General features: G+C 31.4%; 22 protein-coding genes. 10 read left to right on the top strand and 12 right to left on the bottom strand.

The annotated features are described in order from the left end of the window. Positions 1-5: 5 nt before the first annotated feature. Positions 6-515 carry a DUF2480 family protein gene (locus C3729_RS10575; RefSeq protein WP_104794119.1) on the top strand — a complete coding sequence of 170 codons (510 nt, stop codon included), beginning with the start codon at positions 6-8 and terminating at the stop codon, positions 513-515. Positions 516-518: 3 nt separating this feature from the next. Next, positions 519-1,784, top strand: a complete 1,266-nt coding sequence (locus C3729_RS10580) for a protein O-mannosyl-transferase family (protein WP_104794120.1) — start codon at positions 519-521, stop codon at positions 1,782-1,784. A gap of 12 nt (positions 1,785-1,796) precedes the next feature. Here C3729_RS10580 and C3729_RS13465 read toward each other — a convergent pair whose 3' ends face one another. Then, positions 1,797-2,003, bottom strand: a complete 207-nt coding sequence (locus C3729_RS13465) for a 30S ribosomal protein THX (protein ID WP_104794121.1) — start codon at positions 2,001-2,003, stop codon at positions 1,797-1,799. 326 nt (positions 2,004-2,329) lie between these two features. On the opposite strand from C3729_RS13465, the gene C3729_RS10590 reads away from it, so the two are divergent. From C3729_RS10590 to C3729_RS10615, 6 genes are all read left to right on the top strand, one after another. Beyond that, positions 2,330-2,932 (top strand): DUF2975 domain-containing protein, encoded by a 603-nt coding sequence (locus C3729_RS10590; RefSeq protein WP_104794122.1) that lies wholly within the window; start codon positions 2,330-2,332, stop codon positions 2,930-2,932. An 11-nt stretch (positions 2,933-2,943) separates the two neighbouring features. Next, positions 2,944-3,522 carry a hypothetical protein gene (locus C3729_RS10595; protein ID WP_104794123.1) on the top strand — a complete coding sequence of 193 codons (579 nt, stop codon included), beginning with the start codon at positions 2,944-2,946 and terminating at the stop codon, positions 3,520-3,522. Between the two features lie 4 nt (positions 3,523-3,526). Then, on the top strand, positions 3,527-3,736 hold the full coding sequence (locus tag C3729_RS10600) for a helix-turn-helix domain-containing protein (RefSeq protein WP_104794124.1): 210 nt from the start codon (positions 3,527-3,529) through the stop codon (positions 3,734-3,736). A 175-nt stretch (positions 3,737-3,911) separates the two neighbouring features. Next, positions 3,912-5,660: an aspartate--tRNA ligase gene (aspS, locus tag C3729_RS10605; protein WP_104794125.1), complete on the top strand. Its 1,749-nt coding sequence runs from the start codon at positions 3,912-3,914 to the stop codon at positions 5,658-5,660. 169 nt (positions 5,661-5,829) lie between these two features. Then, entirely contained in the window at positions 5,830-6,789 is a 960-nt protein-coding gene (locus C3729_RS10610) for a Fic family protein (protein ID WP_104794126.1), read from the top strand. Positions 6,790-6,928: 139 nt separating this feature from the next. Beyond that, a complete protein-coding gene (locus C3729_RS10615; RefSeq protein ID WP_104794127.1) occupies positions 6,929-8,617 on the top strand; it encodes a putative transporter in 1,689 nt (562 codons plus the stop codon). Positions 8,618-8,701: 84 nt separating this feature from the next. Here the strand turns inward: C3729_RS10615 and yajC are convergent, their stop codons facing one another. The 3 genes from yajC to nusB are packed head-to-tail and all read right to left on the bottom strand — an operon-like array spanning position 8,702 to position 10,462. After that, entirely contained in the window at positions 8,702-9,022 is a 321-nt protein-coding gene (yajC, locus tag C3729_RS10620; RefSeq protein ID WP_069800706.1) for a preprotein translocase subunit YajC, read from the bottom strand. A gap of 10 nt (positions 9,023-9,032) precedes the next feature. Next, entirely contained in the window at positions 9,033-9,515 is a 483-nt protein-coding gene (locus tag C3729_RS10625; protein WP_104794128.1) for a DUF1573 domain-containing protein, read from the bottom strand. A 41-nt stretch (positions 9,516-9,556) separates the two neighbouring features. After that, complete coding sequence (nusB, locus tag C3729_RS10630) at positions 9,557-10,462, bottom strand: transcription antitermination factor NusB (protein ID WP_069800703.1); 906 nt, start codon at positions 10,460-10,462, stop codon at positions 9,557-9,559. Positions 10,463-10,583: 121 nt separating this feature from the next. Here nusB and C3729_RS10635 point away from each other — a divergent pair, with 121 nt between their 5' ends. After that, positions 10,584-12,263, top strand: coding sequence for an ABC transporter ATP-binding protein (locus C3729_RS10635; protein ID WP_104794129.1), 1,680 nt, complete (start codon positions 10,584-10,586; stop codon positions 12,261-12,263). 102 nt (positions 12,264-12,365) lie between these two features. Beyond that, on the top strand, positions 12,366-12,701 hold the full coding sequence (locus tag C3729_RS10640) for a DUF3276 family protein (protein WP_069800699.1): 336 nt from the start codon (positions 12,366-12,368) through the stop codon (positions 12,699-12,701). A gap of 78 nt (positions 12,702-12,779) precedes the next feature. Here the strand turns inward: C3729_RS10640 and C3729_RS10645 are convergent, their stop codons facing one another. The 8 genes from C3729_RS10645 to C3729_RS10680 all read right to left on the bottom strand — a co-directional run bounded on the left by C3729_RS10645 (position 12,780) and on the right by C3729_RS10680 (position 18,110). After that, positions 12,780-13,301 (bottom strand): hypothetical protein, encoded by a 522-nt coding sequence (locus tag C3729_RS10645; protein WP_069800696.1) that lies wholly within the window; start codon positions 13,299-13,301, stop codon positions 12,780-12,782. A gap of 14 nt (positions 13,302-13,315) precedes the next feature. Continuing rightward, complete coding sequence (locus tag C3729_RS10650; RefSeq protein ID WP_104794130.1) at positions 13,316-13,804, bottom strand: hypothetical protein; 489 nt, start codon at positions 13,802-13,804, stop codon at positions 13,316-13,318. Positions 13,805-13,906: 102 nt separating this feature from the next. Continuing rightward, positions 13,907-15,268 (bottom strand): DUF4153 domain-containing protein, encoded by a 1,362-nt coding sequence (locus tag C3729_RS10655; protein WP_104794131.1) that lies wholly within the window; start codon positions 15,266-15,268, stop codon positions 13,907-13,909. 19 nt (positions 15,269-15,287) lie between these two features. Next, positions 15,288-15,578 carry a hypothetical protein gene (locus C3729_RS10660; RefSeq protein WP_185117741.1) on the bottom strand — a complete coding sequence of 97 codons (291 nt, stop codon included), beginning with the start codon at positions 15,576-15,578 and terminating at the stop codon, positions 15,288-15,290. Positions 15,579-15,732: 154 nt separating this feature from the next. Then, positions 15,733-16,017, bottom strand: coding sequence for a winged helix-turn-helix domain-containing protein (locus tag C3729_RS10665; RefSeq protein ID WP_104794132.1), 285 nt, complete (start codon positions 16,015-16,017; stop codon positions 15,733-15,735). Between the two features lie 22 nt (positions 16,018-16,039). Next, the gene (locus C3729_RS10670) at positions 16,040-16,447 is read right to left on the bottom strand and encodes a hypothetical protein (protein ID WP_133159974.1); all 408 of its coding nucleotides are present in this window, start codon (positions 16,445-16,447) and stop codon (positions 16,040-16,042) included. 210 nt (positions 16,448-16,657) lie between these two features. Next, positions 16,658-17,275, bottom strand: a complete 618-nt coding sequence (locus tag C3729_RS10675) for a hypothetical protein (RefSeq protein WP_104794134.1) — start codon at positions 17,273-17,275, stop codon at positions 16,658-16,660. Between the two features lie 70 nt (positions 17,276-17,345). Then, on the bottom strand, positions 17,346-18,110 hold the full coding sequence (locus tag C3729_RS10680) for an enoyl-CoA hydratase/isomerase family protein (RefSeq protein WP_104794135.1): 765 nt from the start codon (positions 18,108-18,110) through the stop codon (positions 17,346-17,348). Positions 18,111-18,115 lie beyond the last annotated feature (5 nt).

Genomic DNA, 18,115 nt, shown 5'->3' on the forward strand with positions numbered 1-18,115 from the left:
AAAAAATGTCAGAAGATTTCGAAATAAAAAATAAAGTAGCAGAAAGCGGTTTGGTGAATTTTGATTTATCAGCACTTTCTCCTAAAGGCAAAAGAATTGGGATAGATTTAAAGGATTTTCTTTTCATGGAAATGATTTTGAAAGAAAAAGATTTCCGCGAAAAAGTTGCAGAAATAGACCCTGAAATATATTGTGACGCCTTTGTTTACGTTTATTGTTCGGTAGACGCTATTGTTCCGATTTGGGCTTATTTCCTCATCACTTCCAAACTTACAGGAGTGGCAAAAAAAATAGTTTACGGAACCAAGAAAGATTTAGAAGTGGTTTTAATGCACGAAGCGATTTCTCATTATAATTTTGCAGATTTAGAAGCTAAACGCGTCCTCGTAAAAGGTTGCAGCGAAGAAGACATTCCCGAAAACGCGTACATAGAATTGGTAGAAAAACTGAAACCTATTGTAAAATCACTTATGTTCGGCGAAGCTTGTTCTAATGTCCCAATTTTTAAAAATTAAAAAATGAAATCTACTAATAACCAATTTATCTTTTTATTTATCTTTTTTATCATTGTATATAGCTTAGGAAGTTTCAGCAAAATACCTTTTGGAGATTGTGTGGGCTATGTTTTAACAACAGAAAAAGGAATATTCATAAAAGAAGCTACTGCAACTTCACACATCTTATATATTAATACAGCCATTTTAATTAAAAAATTACTATTTATCGATGGTATTTTAGCAAATAAAATCTTAGTGATTACATCAGGAGCAGCAGTCGTTTCATTGATATATTTAATTGTATTAGAGATGACCAAAAAACAATTAACATCCTTCATATCTGCTGTGGTTTTTGGCTTCAGTTTTTCTTTTTGGAGAAATGCAGAAATTGTGGAGGTATATACTTTTAATGCGGTTTGGATTACACTCTATTATTATTTTGCATTAAAAGCTTACAATAAAAATTCTCCTAAACATCTATTCATTTCAAGTATATTTTTAGGGATAAGTTTATGGGCACATATCCAAAACATATTGCTTATTCCTTCTTATTTATTGTTACTTTTTTATTTTAAGAAGAAAACAAACGCTTACCTTTTTCCTCTATTAGCTTTTTGCATTCTTTTCGGATTGCTTTTTGTGGTAAATATAAGCCAAAACCTATCCTTTCATTCAGTTTTTACCTCAGAACAAGGCAATTGGGTATCTAATTCTTTTAAGAAAGATTTATCTACTTATTTATATGATTTTATAAAATCCTTAGGATATTTAATTTATAATTTCAATCTATTTGTAATTATTGGCATATACGGATTTTATTTACTGTTTACTACTCAACCAAGAATCGCTTGGTTCATATTAACTGCTTCATTAGCTGTTTACGGGTTTTCTACATTCTATGCCGTTTCAGATAATTATGTGTTTTTCATTCCTTTCAATATATTATTTGCCATTTTAATAGGAGTTGGACTTTCTAAAATCCAAAATAAAATAATGTTAAAAAGTTTTAGTTTTATCGCTTTCTTGATTCCTTTATTTTATATTTTCAGTTTTAGCATCGCTCAGCATACAGAAAAAGGAAAAAATTTTGGTGAATTCAAATCCTATAAAGGAGGGTTGAATTATTACCTTCTACCCTGGATGAATGAAAACGTAGGAATTGTAGAATTTACTCTGGAAAATAGAAAAGCTCCCGAAAAAGTTAATTGGATGACTTACAGCGCTATGGAATACATCAACTTATTGAAAACAAAAAACATCCCAGAAGATGAAATAAAAAAACATTAAAAAAACCGAAGATTATTCTTCGGTTTTTTTCTTTCTAGTAGTTTTTGGCTTTTCTTCAGCTACTTCTTCTTTAGGTTTTGCTGCTTTTTTAGGTTTTTCAGCTTTTGCTTCCACTTTTGGAGCCGCTACTTTAGATGTTCCAGATTTTCTCGGTCTTGTTTTTCCGTAGCTTCCTGCGGTTACTTTTCCTCTTCTCGTTTTTTTATCGCCTTTTCCCATAAATATTAGTTTTAAATGATTGGTTATTACAAAGTTAAAAAATTTAAAATAGTACACAAATGCATTTTATCATCTTAAAAATTTAGATTTTTTGGGCGTGCCTTTTTATTTTTAGCCACTTCATTCCTTTCCCCAAAAAACAAAAAGTCGGTCTTCACCTACAATTCCTCGTTCCAAAGCTTTAGCCTGCGCCTACTGCGGGATTTTCGGTTACGCCCTCACGCAAAATGCAACGCAGAAAAATAAATTTTATCAAAATTTAAATATTTTTTATTAATTTACGATAATTATTTATACATTTGCAATATAATTTTAAAACAAAAATCATGAAACTAATCGGCAAAAACTCTGTCTCTAAGTATTTCAGTTACTTTTTTTTAGTCCTTTTTTTATTTATTGCTTTTCATTTTATTTATGAAATCATTGGCTTTTCAGTCCTTTATTATAAGTATAAAACAGGAAGCAATATTTTATCAGACTATTTTCTTCTGGGAAATGATGTTGGTTGGGCAAAAAACGAATACACCAATCCAATAAAAGATGTTCTGAAATTTAAAATTTATTATCCATTCACAGAACAAAATCTATTAACTGGAATTTACATTAAAAACTTCATTATTAATAGTTTAATTGGCTCTGGCTTTTTTACACTTTTCAGTTTTATATGCTATAAAATCACCAATTCTTTAAGTAAAGATTATATATTTAACTTGAAGACAATAAATTTGTTCAAAAAATTGGCTTGGTTAAGCATTCTATTCGTTCCTATTCAAATTATCAATTGGTTTTATAATCTAAATTTAAAAATGAGCGCTGATTTATTGTACACTAATTTTATATTTTTAAGCTTAGGAATTATTATATTTTTCATCATCGCTTTCTTCAAAAAAGGCTACGAACTTCAATCAGAAAACGATCTAACAATTTAAAATTATAAACTATGAAACTAATAGGACAAAATTCTATTTCAAAATATTTAAGTCATTTTTTCTTTATAGGATTTTTAGGATTTTTATTTTATTTACTATATTTTCTATTCGGATTTTTTATTTGTTATTTAAACTACAAAGAAGGTTTTGAAATCTTTTCCAATACTTTTTTTGTAGAAAAGAAGATATTTACTAGTGGAATTTTTGATTTTTTTACAATAAATTTTCCATTTACAAAAACACCTTTAATTGAAGCAGTTTATAACATAAGAAGCTTTTTAGGAATTACCATTGGTTTAATTTACTTTATCATTTTTTTCTATTCTTCTTACAGAATAATGAAATTCTTAGTTAATGATAAAATATTTACAATCAACATAATAAAATGGACTAAAATATTCACAATCAATAATTTAATATTTCTAATATTATTCGTTGTGCTTTGGTATTTCACTTGGAAGATTATTACATTGGTAGAGCTTATTTTGTACATCTTCACAATAAGTTTTTTTATAATAGTATCACTGTTTGTAATTGAATTTTTAAAAAAAGGAAATTTAATTCAATCAGAAAACGATTTAACAATTTAGAAATATGCCAATCATCATCAACCTAGACGTAATGCTTGCGAAACGCAAAATGCAATCGCAAGAACTCGCAGAAAAAATTGGCATTACACAAGCCAATCTTTCCATACTAAAAACAGGTAAAGCCAAAGCATTAAAACTTTCGACTTTAGAAGCCATTTGCAAAGCTTTGGATTGTCAACCCGCAGATTTATTAGAATATATTCCAGAAAAATAGTTTTTAATCCGCAAAAAAACTTCTATAATCTCACTTCCATCTTCCATCCTAAAATCTTATCTTTGCAACCTAATTTTTGGGAATTAGGAGATTATATATTCCTCAAATTTTGAAATTGAATTTCATAATTTGAAATATCTAAAATCTAAAATCTAAAATCTAAAATCTAAAAAAAATGTTCAGAACGCACACTAACGGAGAACTTACACTCAAAAATCTTAATGAAAAAGTTACACTTTCTGGCTGGGTACAAACCATCAGAGACAAAGGTTTTATGGTTTGGATAGATTTGCGAGACCGTTACGGAATTACTCAATTGGTTTTCGATGCAGACAGAACTTCGGCAGAAATTCTAGAAAATGCGAAAAAACTCGGTCGTGAATTTGTGATTCAGGCAGAAGGAACCGTAATTGAACGTGCTTCTAAAAATCCAAAAATCCCAACTGGAGAAATTGAAATTTTAGTAGAAAAACTTACGATTCTCAATAGCGCAGAATTGCCGCCTTTCACCATCGAAGACGAAACTGATGGCGGCGAAGAATTGAGAATGAAATACAGATATTTAGACATCCGTAGAAATCCTGTGAAAGACAAACTGATTTTCCGTCACAAAATGGCGCAAAAAGTTAGAAATTATCTGTCAGATAAAGGATTTATCGAAGTAGAAACGCCAGTTTTGATAAAATCTACTCCAGAAGGAGCGAGAGATTTTGTGGTACCAAGCAGAATGAATCAAGGGCAATTTTATGCACTTCCACAATCTCCACAAACTTTCAAACAACTCTTAATGGTTGGTGGAATGGACAGATATTTCCAAATTGTGAAATGTTTCCGCGACGAAGATTTGCGTGCAGACCGTCAACCAGAATTTACCCAAATTGACTGCGAAATGGCGTTTGTAGAACAAGAAGATGTTCTAGAAATTTTCGAAGGAATGACGGCGCATTTATTGAAAGACATCACTGGAAAAGAATTTGGTAAATTCCCAAGAATGACTTTCGATGAAGCGATGAGAACCTACGGAAACGACAAACCAGACATAAGATTCGGAATGAAATTCGTGGAAGTAAATGAATTGGTAAAAGGAAAAGATTTCAAAATATTTGATGAAGCAGAATTGGTAGTTGGGATTAATGTAGAAGGTTGTGCAGATTATACAAGAAAACAAATTGATGAATTAATCGATTGGGTAAAACGTCCACAAATTGGAGCAACAGGAATGGTTTGGATTAAATTCCAAAATGACGGTGTTATCACTTCATCTGTCAATAAATTTTATTCTGAAGAAGATTTAAAGAAAATTGTAGAAAAATTCGGCGCAAAACAAGGAGATTTAATTTTCTTAATGAGCGGAAACGCCAATAAGGTGAGAACTCAACTTTCCGCTTTAAGAATGGAACTCGGGAACAGATTAGGTTTAAGAAAAGGCAATGAATTTGCTCCACTTTGGGTAATAGATTTTCCGCTTTTAGAATGGGACGAAGAAACTGGAAGATATCACGCAATGCACCATCCTTTTACCTCGCCAAAACCTGAAGATGTACACTTGTTAGAAACCGAACCAGGAAAAGCAAGAGCCAATGCTTATGATATGGTGCTGAACGGAAACGAAATTGGCGGTGGTTCTGTAAGAATTTTCAATAAAGAATTGCAGAGCAAAATGTTTGATTTGTTAGGTTTTTCTAAAGAAGAAGCAGAAGCGCAGTTTGGTTTCTTGATGAATGCTTTCAAATTCGGAGCGCCTCCTCACGCTGGATTGGCTTTTGGTTTTGATAGATTAGTTGCCATTCTCGACGGAAACGAAGTAATTAGAGATTACATTGCTTTCCCGAAAAATAATTCTGGACGAGATGTAATGATTGATGCACCAAGCCCGATTGCCAATGAGCAACTTGATGAATTAGCATTGAAAGTGAATTTGTAAAAATATACAATCCTTAAAGGTTTCTAAAACCTTTAAGGATTTAAAAAAATAATTTATACATTAGAGCGAGGTTTTTCCCTCGCTTTTTTTATTTATCAATATTATTAACATCGGATAAAACTAAAATTAAATACATCCGATATTAAGAAAAATTTCTTACCTTTGCCCAATGAATTGGCAAAATTATCCTTATCACTTTGAAGGTTTAGAGAAACATCTCGAAAGAATTCTGCAAAAAAAAGCAGAATTGGATAAATTACGTCCAATTCCGAGTTATGCTGTGAAAAGCATCAAAGAAAGTTTAATGCTAGAATGGACGTATAATTCTAACAGCATCGAAGGAAATACTTTGACACTTCACGAAACAAAAATGGTAATTGAAGAAGGTTTCACCATCAAAGGAAAATCTTTGAGAGAACATTTCGAAGCGATAAATCATCAGGAAGCCATCGAATTTGTAGAGTCATTAATATCGGATAAACAAAATTTAAACAAAACCGATATTATGAGAGTTCATTATTTGGTTTTACAAAAAATTGAAAAAGATTTTGCTGGAATGTTCAGAACTTCTGGTGTAAGAATTTCTGGAGCAAATTTTACTCCACCAAACGCTTTTAAAGTAGATGAACTGGTAACAGAATTAATCGACTGGGCAAATTCTTCAGATATAAATATTATTATAAAAGCGGCAATTTTTCACCACAGATTTGTTTGGATTCATCCGTTTTTCGATGGAAATGGTAGAACTGTACGTTTGATTTTCAATCTTTTATTAATGAGAGAAGGATTTCCTCCTGCAATTATCCTCAAAAATGACAGAAAAAAATATTATGATGCTTTAAACTTAGCAAATAATGGAGATTATTCTAAAATTTTATTATTAGTTCTTCAAGCTTTGGAGAGAAGTTTAGACATTTATTTAGGTTCTCTTAATAATACGTATGACAATTATCGTCCGATTTCTAATATTGTAGAAGAAGAAAGACTTCCTTATGGACAAGAATATGTAAGTTTATTGGCTAGAAAGGGAAAAATAGACGCTTTCAAGGAAGGTAGAAATTGGCTTACAACCAAAGAAGCTGTTCTAGATTACATAGAAAAGCGAGAAAGAAAAAGAAAATTAAATTGATTTTTATAAATTAGAGCGAGGTTTTCTCCTCGCTTTTTTGGAAATTAAACGATTATTTGATTTCTGATATATTTCAGTTTAAAAATATTATTCACGCAATAGCAATAGCGTAACTTTGCACTACTAAAAAACTATTATTATGTTCGAGTGGCTTAAAACCTTACTTTTCCCAACTGAAGACCCAAGTGTAATTCAATCATTAGTTACCATAATGCTTGCAATAGGTACTGGAGTTTTCTTTGGAAGATTGAAAATGGGCAAAATTACCTTCGGTGTTTCTGCAGTAATGTTTACTGGATTAATCTTGGGGCATTTGGGCTATAGAATGAATGAAAAAATATTCGATTTCATTAGAGATTTCGGTTTGATTTTGTTTGTTTATGGTATCGGATTACAAGTAGGACCATCATTCTTTTCTTCTTTTAGAAATGAAGGTTTAAAGTTTAATATTCTAGCTGTTTCTACAGTTTTATTCGGAGGATTCATCACTTTTCTACTCTTTAAATTCACAGGAGTGAGCATAGAAAACTTAGTGGGAATTATGAGTGGCGCTGTAACCAATACACCAGGTTTAGGAGCTGCTAAAAATACCATTGTAGAATTAAAAAATCAGTTTCCAGATAAAACATTTGACGACCCAACAATTGGTTACGCCATCACTTATCCTTTAGGTGTTTTTGGAATCATTGGCGTCATTATTTTATCTAAAGTTCTTCTAAAAATTCATCCTGATGTAGAAATGAGAAAATTCAGAATGAATAAAATTAATCGCGAAGAACCATTAGTTCACAAAAAACTAAGAGTTACAAATCCTCAATATTTTGGAATTCCATTAGGTGAAGTAATTAGCAACATAGGATATGATATTGTAGTGTCTAGATTAAAACACAGTGGCGAGGTTTCTGTTTTTTCGCCAAAATTAGACACAGAACTTCAAGACAGAGACGTACTGATGATTGTAGGAAAAGAAGCCGATTTAGAAGACTTCATCAAAAAAGTAGGAAGACCTTCTACTGACTCTTTCATAGAATCTGATTCTGACATTAACAAGAAAAATATTTTCGTAACCAAACCTTCTGCCGTTCACAAAACACTCTCAGATTTAGACTTGTACAATGCTTATGATGTAAAAGTAACTAGAGTTTTCAGAGCCGGGAAAGAGATGATTCCTAGACCAAGTTTAGAACTTTTCTACGGAGATATTTTGAGAGTTATTGGTACTGACCAAGGTATTAAAGAAGCAGAAAAAATTATTGGTAATCAAGAGAAAAAATTAATAGAACCAGATTTCTTATCTCTTTTCGGAGGTTTATTAATCGGGATTATCGTAGGTTCTATTCCGTTAGTGATTCCTGGTTTACCAATTCCATTAAAATTAGGATTTGCAGCAGGACCACTTATTGTAGCATTACTTATTTCTAGATATGGTGGTATTTCTTTCATTCACTCTTATATCAATAACGGAGCGACTTATTTCATGAAAGATTTAGGAATTTGCTTATTCTTTGCAGCAGTAGGTATTCATGCAGGAGAAGGATTTTATGAAAATTTCATCAAATATAACGGTTGGCTATGGATTTTATATGGTTCTGCAGTAACTTTCATTCCATTAATTCTGATGGTGATTGTAGGAAGATTTTTCTTAAAAATCAATTATTTACAATTGGTAGGAATTATGAGCGGAAGTTATACAGACCCAGCTGCATTATCATTCAGTACTAATTATTTAGATTCTGACATTCCAATCCAAAGTTACGCGCAAGTTTATCCTTTGGTTACCATTGCCAGAATTTTTACCGCAAGTTTATTAATCTTGCTATTGACTTAAAAATTAATCTTTGACCCAATAAAAAAAATTCCATCAATAATTTGATGGAATTTTTATTTTATAAAAGTTCTAAATTTTTTAGAATTATTTTCCTACTGTTTCAGGGAATCTAGCTTCTGTAAATTCTCTAGAAATTGCAGCTTTTTCGAATTTTAATTTACCGCTCATGGTTTCTAAAATCACGCCGTCTTCTACTACTTGTACAATTTTAGCATGCATACCAGAAGTGGTTACTACTCTAGCACCTGGTTTTAGAGAATCTTGGAATTGTCTTTCTTTCTTTTGCTTGGTAGTTTGTGGTCTCAAGATTAAGAAGTAGAAAATTACAATCATTAAGACAAATGGTAAAATCATTGAGAAGAAATCACCTCCACCTTGTGCTTGTAGAAATATTGTTGTAAACATATTTTATTTTTTAGGGTTGAATATCTGCTGAGAATCTAATTTCGATAGGAACTTGTGCTACGTTTGCATAAACTTCTGCTGATTTATACACTACACCATCAAAATTTGTAGAATCAAATTTTAGCGTAATTTGACCTTTTTGACCAGGCATAATTGGTTCTTTAGTATAATCTGGAGCAGTACATCCGCAACCTGGTTTTACCGCAGAAATAATCAAAGGATTTTTACCTGTGTTGGTTACTTCGTAAACGTGTTCTACCACATCTCCTTTTTTGATTTTTCCGAAATTAAAATCTGGTTCAGAAAGTGCTAATGTAGTTTCTGCATGATTTTTTGCTTCGCTTACCAAGTCACTTTGTTTTACTACTCTATCATCTGCAAAAGGATCTTTTTGCTCTGTTGTAGTAGCAGTTGATGTTTCTGTTGCTTCATTTTTTTTACAAGAAGCTAAAGTCAAAACAGCTAGTAAGCTTAAACCTAATATTCTTTTCATTGATTCTGATTTTTTAAAATTTCCTCAAATTTAATCAAAATTTATGCTCTAGAAATATCTTTCGTGTATTTATCTAAGATTCCATTCACAAAAATCTGACTTCTATCGGTAGCAAAGACTTTAGAAACCTCTATATATTCGTTGATAATCACTTTTGCTGGAGTGAGAGGGAAATTATCTATCTCTGTAATAGCTGTAATTAAAATCAATCTATCCATTAAAGAAATTCTTTCTAAATCCCAATTTTCCAGTCTTTCTTCGATTTTTTTCTCAGAATTTTCCCAGTGAGAAATGCTTTGCAGTAATAATTTTTTAGCAAAATGTCTATCCTCTTCATCTTTAAGCATTTTGATTAAAGTATGACTCGGCTGATTTTGTTTCATAAAACCAATGGTCTTCTGGATCATAGAATTCGAGATATGAAAATCATCTGCCCAAGACAATTCTAATTCTTCTAAACGCTCATGAAAATCTTCATTTTCGGCAACATATTTTAGAAATAATTTCCCAACAAACTTTTGGTCTTCTTCAAAACTTAGGCTTTCTTCGGCCATATATTCTTGGTAACGCTTACTCGCAACAATTCTCTGAAATGTTTTCACCAACAATTCATCGTGTAAGTCCCACTGATATTTTTTGTGTTTTGAATTAAAGGAAAGTCTTTCTTCGTTTTGATCAAGTTGTAAAAAAACTTGATTATTTACGAATTTCATGTTAGGATTAAGATCTTCTTCAGTCTTAATAAATTTATTTTTACCGATTTCAATTTGTCTTTCGGCAAGATCTTTTAATGCAACCAAAAAGTTGAGTTGATAAATATAGAGATAATAGATTTTTTCAATCTCTGTAAACATATTTTTCTCTAAAACATCAGTTTTTATAGGATTCTGATGATAAGAATATAGTGTCTGCACTACTTTTTCGCGGATTTGTCTTCTTCCTAACATTTTCAAAGAGCTTTTAATAAGATGCTGCAAAGATAGAAAAAAATGCTGGAAGTAAGAAACATGAAGTCAGAAGTTATTTTTGCTTCTTTTTCAAACTTATATTTTCTGTATTTTTGCAACTATGAATTCACTTAAAACGCTTAATCCTTACTTTTGGAAACACAGAGTTCTGCTATTTTGGGGCTTGCTATTTATCATAGCATCTAACTTTTTTGCTATTTATCAAGTACAGTTTGTAGGCCAGAGTGTAGATGTTATCAAAAGTGTTTTAGATAAGAAAAATGTAGATAAAGAATTATTATTCAACACTTTATTAATTAACGGCGCCATTATCGTGGGAACTTCAGTTTTGTCTGGAGTTTTCAGATTTATGATGAGACAAACCATTATTGTAGCTTCTAGAAGAATAGAATACGAACTCAAAAATAAAATTTACAGACATTACCAAGAGCTTTCGCTTACTACTTATAAAAAAACCACAATTGGTGATTTACTGAACAGACTTTCTGAAGATGTAGTGGCGATTAGAATGTACCTTGGTCCTGGTGTAATGTATGTGGTGAACTTGGTGATTTTATTAGTCATCACGAGTATTTACATGCTCATGACTAATGTGCAAATGACACTTTGGACACTTATTCCACTTCCTATTTTGTCTTTTTTAATTTACAAAGTAAGTTCTATTATCAACCGAAAATCTAAAATTATGCAGAAAAGCCAAAGTGCGATTTCTACATTTGTACAAGATAGTTTTTCGGGAATTAGAGTGGTGAAATTTTTCAACAAAGAAAAGTACATCGAAAAAAATTACGGCGAAAAAGTAAAAGATTATCAAGACAAAGCATTAGATTTAGCCAAAACAGAAGCGTATTTCTTTACCATTATTTTATTTGTTATTGGTTTATTGAATGTTGCCATTTTATACATCGGTGGTAAAAATTATTTCGAAGGAAAACTTACGGTAGGAACCATTGCAGATTTCTTCATGTATATTAATATTCTGATTTGGCCATTTTCTATGGTAGGTTGGGTTTCATCTGTTAATCAAAGAGCTGCTGCTTCTATGACCAGAGTGAATGAATTTTTGGACATAAAATCTGAAATCGTCAACAAAAATTTCGACCAATATGAAATTAAAGGCGATATAGAATTCAGAAATGTATCATACACTTATCCAAATACAGGAATTAAAGCTTTAGAAAATCTAAGTTTCAAACTAGAAGCTGGGAAATCTATGGCGATTATGGGAAAAACAGGCAGCGGAAAATCTACTATCGCATTGTTACTATGCAGGTTAATTGATCCCGATGAAGGAGAAATTTTAATTGATGGGAAAAATCTGAAAGACCATAATCTAGAATTATACAGAAAACACATTGGCTATATTCCTCAGGAAAGTTACTTATTCTCGGATACGATTGAGAATAACATTGGCTTTGCAATAGACCATCCTACGCATGATTTGGTAGAAGAATTTGCAAAAAAAGCAGATGTGCATAAGAATATTGTAGAGTTCAAAGACCAATATAAAACTATGGTTGGAGAACGTGGTGTAATGCTTTCTGGAGGGCAAAAACAGCGTATTTGTATCGCAAGAGCACTCATTAAAAAACCAGAAATTCTCATCTTTGACGATTCACTTTCTGCACTCGATACAGAGACCGAAGAAAACATCCTTCAAAACATAGAAAAAGACATTAAATCTTGCACTTCTATCATCATAACTCACAGAGAATCAAGCGCAAAAAGAGCCGACTTTATTCTAAATCTTAGTGATTTAGATACTACGGAAACTTCGTAAAAACTTAAAAATTACGCTAAAATCTCAATTTCTTTAAAATTTATTTTGAGATTAAAAGAAATCTTTTATATTTGTTCAATAGGATTTCTAAAATAAGTAACAATGAGTGATTACAAGGAGAGAAACGAAAATGAAATTTTCACAAAGGTGTTGAAGGCAGGTAGAAGAACTTATTTCTTTGATGTGCGCGAAACAAAAGCAGGAGACTATTATCTTACCATTACAGAAAGCAAAAAGAATTTTGGTGAGAATGGAGAAGCAACTTTCGAGAAGCATAAAATCTATTTATACAAAGAAGATTTTGCAAGTTTCAGAGAAATGTTTAATGAATCTACAGATTTTATCATCGCTCAAAAAGGTGAGGACGTAATTTCTGAAAAACATGACAAAGACTTTAAGTCTAGATCTTTCACAATCGAATCTGACGACGAAGTATAAAATTAAAAAAAGCATCCTTTTTTAGGATGCTTTTATATTTTTAAATGATTCTTTGATCCAAATTCTTGGATTATTTTTCTATTGATTTGGCGCAGGAATACTTGAAAATCTCATGCTAATAGTGAGATTAGTATCATTAGTCGCCGTATTTTTCAATACATAAGCTACTCTAGCTTTTACAGAACCGCTTTTTACAATTTGGTCTAAAATTTTAGACGTATCTGGATCTAAGTTGAGCGTATTCCCAATATTAGAGCCAATATCCGTTCTTTGAGCCACTAAAATTTCACCAGTGTTATTTCCAGAAAGATAAACTTTGATGGATTTAAAAATTCCCAATTCGCCATTCGTACTCAAGTTGGTAGCAGTTGCTTTGGCGCTAGAAATTCTAATATCTTGAACCATGCTGGTTCCCGCTCCTACATATTGAGCGAAACTCGTAGCAGAAGACGTTACAGAAATTTCTTGATTTCCTGGCACTCCAGAAGAAACCAAAACATTTGTGGTATAAGGAACGGTATTCTGCACGATGCTTTGCACTGTACCACAACTCACTGTGGTAGCTGCAATTACAAAAGCTGATAAAATTAAATTTTTCATATTTACATTTTTTTTTATTCTACAGTTACGGAGATATTTCCCTTCAATTTTCCTTCTGCCATGAGATTTTTGCCAAAAACAATCTTATAGGTTCCGCTTTGTTTTTTAGCATATTTCATTTCTCTCGAAAAAGGACCATCCGCAGAACCATCTGGTAAAATAATTTGATTAATTCTGAGATTTCTACCTTTCTCTACGGTATTGATTTTAGCAGAAAGAGTGGGCTTATTAAAATTTTTAATCACCAGAATAAATTGTTGGTTCTCATCTGTAAACTCTTCACCAATGGTAAATGGAAGTTGAGAAGCATCTACAGTTCTGATGATTTTATTACCTTCTACCGTTCTCATTGCACCTCGTCTTCCTTGTGATGGTTGAGAAGAATTATTTTCCATGATTTCTGTTTTAGTGGTAGTTGTATTTGCATTTTGAGAAATTCCGTTGTTGGAACAACAACTCACTCCCAAAATAGAACTCCACAAAACATTAATTAAAATTTTCATATCATCTGGTTTATCATTAGCGAGCTAATATTATACCAAAGTTAATCAATAAATTGTAGAATATTCAGCTTAATGCAAATGTTATAACAATTCGTTAGAATTCTAAAAATCCAATGTTTCGTAGTACAGAATTTTTGATAAATACGGCTTTTTATCATTCAACTCTTTTTCATAATTCGCTCTTTCACTCATTTCTTTCGGAAATTTTTCTTGAAGAATTTTATCATTGTAATTCAAAGAATACAGAAATTTAAAATCTGCTTTTTCATTCTTAATATTGTAAACTGTGGCAATATTTCCCCAATTGATAAAACTACACACCAAAATCGTTCCGTAGAAATACCAAACCATTTGGTTAAAAAGATACGCATTGGTTTTTTGCTTATGAATTTTAATGAAAGTAAAAACCAATCCAATAATGGCTAAAATTAAAAACGCATAAACACCTAATCTTTTGTAGGTTAAACCTAAATTGAATACGTATTCAGAATTTTTCACAAAAGCTGAAATCACTAAAACTGCATTCAGAAATACCCAAATTTTTGCCAAAACTTTCAAAGATTTTGCTCGTGTATCAAAATTGAAACTCCCTTTAAAATAGAACATAATCACACCTATTGCCATCACAATACTCGCAATTACCGCTCCTACTCTTTCGTGCGTTTCTTCGGCAAGTTGATTGGCTGTAGCTTTTGGTAACTCTACAAACTGCTCATAATTAAACGTAATGATGAAGAATAACAATAAAATATTCAATGCTACAAAGGAAACTACACCGCTTAATCTTTCAAAAGGAAGGTCTAGAAAATCGTAAGTAGGTATCAGTTTTTTGTCTTCATTCAAAAAATCGTTTTTCAGATAATGATTGTTCTTGATAAAAAATTCATAAATCGAAAAATTGAAATAATTAAAAGCCAAGAAAAACCCTAAAATACTTAACGCAATCACTTGCCAAAGATTAATATCTAATTCATAATCAGAAAAAAGCGAAGCAAAATGTGAACTTCCGTGTGTATAAATCGCAAAGAAAATCAAAAGCAGAAAAGCTGGGATTAGAACCACCGCTAAAACTTTTTGCCAAAAACTTTCGGTTTTTCTCTGTGGCAACCATTGTTCCAACTGAAAAACACGGTAAATAAAAGTCACAAAATTAATTGCAAAAACTGGAATGACAAGAATGGATTTAAGTTCTTTGTTTTTGGAAGTGAAACCCAATAAAAAAAGCGAAGTGAAAATGGCCAAAAAAGAGGCAAAATCACCATACCAAGCAAAAGCAATACTGCTTAAAATGCTGGTCGCCAAAACTGAATAAAAAGTTCGGGTTTTGAATCTTTTTTCGGTATTAAAATAAGTAAGAACCGCAACCAAAATTCCTAAAATACCGATATTTAATCCAGGTTCTTGGTCATAAAACAGTACAACAAACATTGCTGTAACTAAAAAGATTAAGTGATGTGTTTTCATATGATTTTTTTTATAAAAATTAACTTCCCGCAACTGGACTTCCGAAAATTCCTACCGCTAATTCTGCCCAAATCAGAAATAATGCTAACAGAATTATTACGATGTAAAACATTCTTCTCGCATTCTTTTTCTCCATTTTCAGAACCATATCTACGCAAAATGCGGTTCCAAAAAGAAGAATTCCAGCGATTAAAAAGTCAAAACCAGACCAATTAATTTCTTTGGTAAACTGCATCCCAATAAACGGAATAACTAATAGTAAAGCTGCCAATCCATAAATGACGAAGCTTCTTTGTTTGTTTGTTATCATAATTTTTAATTTAAATTTTTATTTAAAGTACTTTGAATTACAAAGTTAATTTCTAAAAAATTAAAGGTTTGCTCCTTTTTGATTTTTGACTAATTGTTGTCAGTTGATTGTTTTAAATTTTCAATTCTCCACTTTTAATTTTCAATTTAAAAAATTACTTTCCTAATAATTTTTCTAAAGCTGATAGATGTTCTTCGAAAGCTTTTCTTCCTGCTTGTGTAACACGGTAAGATGTTTTTGGTTTTTTGCCTACAAATTCCTTCTTGATTTCTATGTAATTAGATTTTTCTAATGCAGAACTGTGGCTGGCTAAATTCCCGTCTGTTACTTCTAACAGTTGCTTCATTTCATTAAAATCAACCCAATCGTTAACCATCAGAACGGACATAATACCCAATCTGACACGGCTTTCAAATTCTTTGTTGAGTTGAGAAATCATAATTTTTAATTCAATTTATAAACTACCTTTTATCAATATTAATTACAAAATCAAAATATTTGTCTTCTATTCGATTATGCTTTTTATCAATTTGAACAATTACTTTATTTTTACCATTAATATTTTCACTTATATATCTAATTGCCAATTGATTAGTTTTCACAACATTATCAATTTCATTTTTGTCTAAAAAAATCAGACTATCTTTAATTTTATATTTACCTCGAAATTGAGAACGTCCTAATACTGAGCCATTCTCAAATAAATAAGAACCATCTTTTCTAAATTCAAATGAATAACCATTAATATCTCCATCATAATTAGCTTGCAATATAACTTCCGAACTGTCTCTATACCACAAATAAAAAATTACGACTAAGACTCCAAAAATTATAAAACCGCCAATGAAAGTGGGAATAAAGTTCTTCATGCTTTTATCTTTATGGTATCGAATTAGATTATTCTTTAAAGTAAATCCAAAAAAAATAAAAAAAACTAGAATTAATACAAAATACACAAACCCATCAAAAATAAAGAATTCATTTGCATTAACATAAGTGAAATATAAATAATATAATCCCGATAAAATCATGAGAATAAAGATCAATATTTCGGAAAACTTCTTCACTTTTAATTATTTTTACTTATACTTCTTATGCATTATCAAACCATAAACAATATGCAAAACTCCAAAACCAACTGCCCAGAAAAATAATCCATACCCTAAAAAGAACAGTGATACAATTCCTAATGCCATTTCGCACAATCCTAAATATTTAATGTCAGAAAAAGTGTAATTTCCTGCATTAAATAGCGCTAATCCATAGAAAATTAAAGTGGCTGGAGAAAGTAAACCATGTAAACCGTGATACAATAATCCTGCGCAAAATAAACCTCCAATTCCCAATGGAATGGCAAAGTTATACAACAATTTTTTGGTGGTAGCATCCCAAATTTGAAGATGATGGGCTTTGCTTTTTTTAATGGTAAAATACGCTCCAGAAGAAATCGCTAAAACCATTATGAACATCGCCACGATAACCAAGTGAACAATAAAGTCTTTTTCATAGTATTTTACAGTTCCCTCAAAATAATCTACACCATTTTTTTTGAAAAAGAAATAAACATAAATAGCACCAGCTAAAGCAAATAAACCAGCAAAAACGCCAGAAATTCCGCTCAAAGAAATAAATCGAGAGCTTTTTTCCATCATTTTTCTGATGTGCTGCAAGTCTTCTTGGTAGTTTTTATTTTCCATAAATAAAGCACTTTGAAACACAAAGTTACTATTTATTTTGAAACTGCAAAATTAATTTGCAGTTTCTTTCTTATTTAGCTCTAAGATTTTCTTTTATCATTTCAATATTTTTCTTGGCTGTATCTTCTAAAATAAGACTTGCGCTCATTTGAATTCTTTCTGGAGAAAGCTCTGTAAAGTGCTCTGTTCCTTCCCAAGACACTTTTTTGATTAAAGCTAAGGCATCTGAACTTCTACTTGCTAATTTTTCTAAAAATTGAGCAATTTCCGAATCCATTTCTGCAATCGTTGGAGAAACCGAATGGTAAATATTATGCTGTTCTGCCCAATTTGCGCTTCGGAAATCGGCATCTATCGCCATCGCAGTGAATTGTGATTTACCGATTTTTCTTTCAACATAAGGTCCAATCACAAACGGACCAATTCCCAGATTAATTTCGGTAAGTGCCAAACTTGCATTCTCTGTCGCAAAACAATAATCTGCAGCGCAAGCAATTCCTACTCCACCTCCAGTCGTTTTTCCTTGAACTCTTACCACTACAATTTTTCTGCAAGTTCTCATGGCATTGAGCACTTTAGCAAAACCGCCAAAGAAAGTTTTTGATGTTTCTAAATCATTGATTGCTAACAATTCATCAAAACTTGCTCCTGCACAAAACGCTTTTTCTCCCTCAGATTTTAGTAAAATGGCTTTTACTTCTTCTTTAGCCGCTTCGTCTAAAATAGTTTGCGCTAATTTTTCTAAAATTTCGCCGGGTAATGAGTTGCTTTTTGGCGTCCCGAAAGTGATTTCGGAAATATTATTTTTAATTTCTGATATTACAAATGGTAGCATAACTA

The sequence above is a fragment of the Cloacibacterium normanense genome (assembly GCF_002943105.1).
In the GTDB taxonomy this organism is placed as follows: domain Bacteria; phylum Bacteroidota; class Bacteroidia; order Flavobacteriales; family Weeksellaceae; genus Cloacibacterium.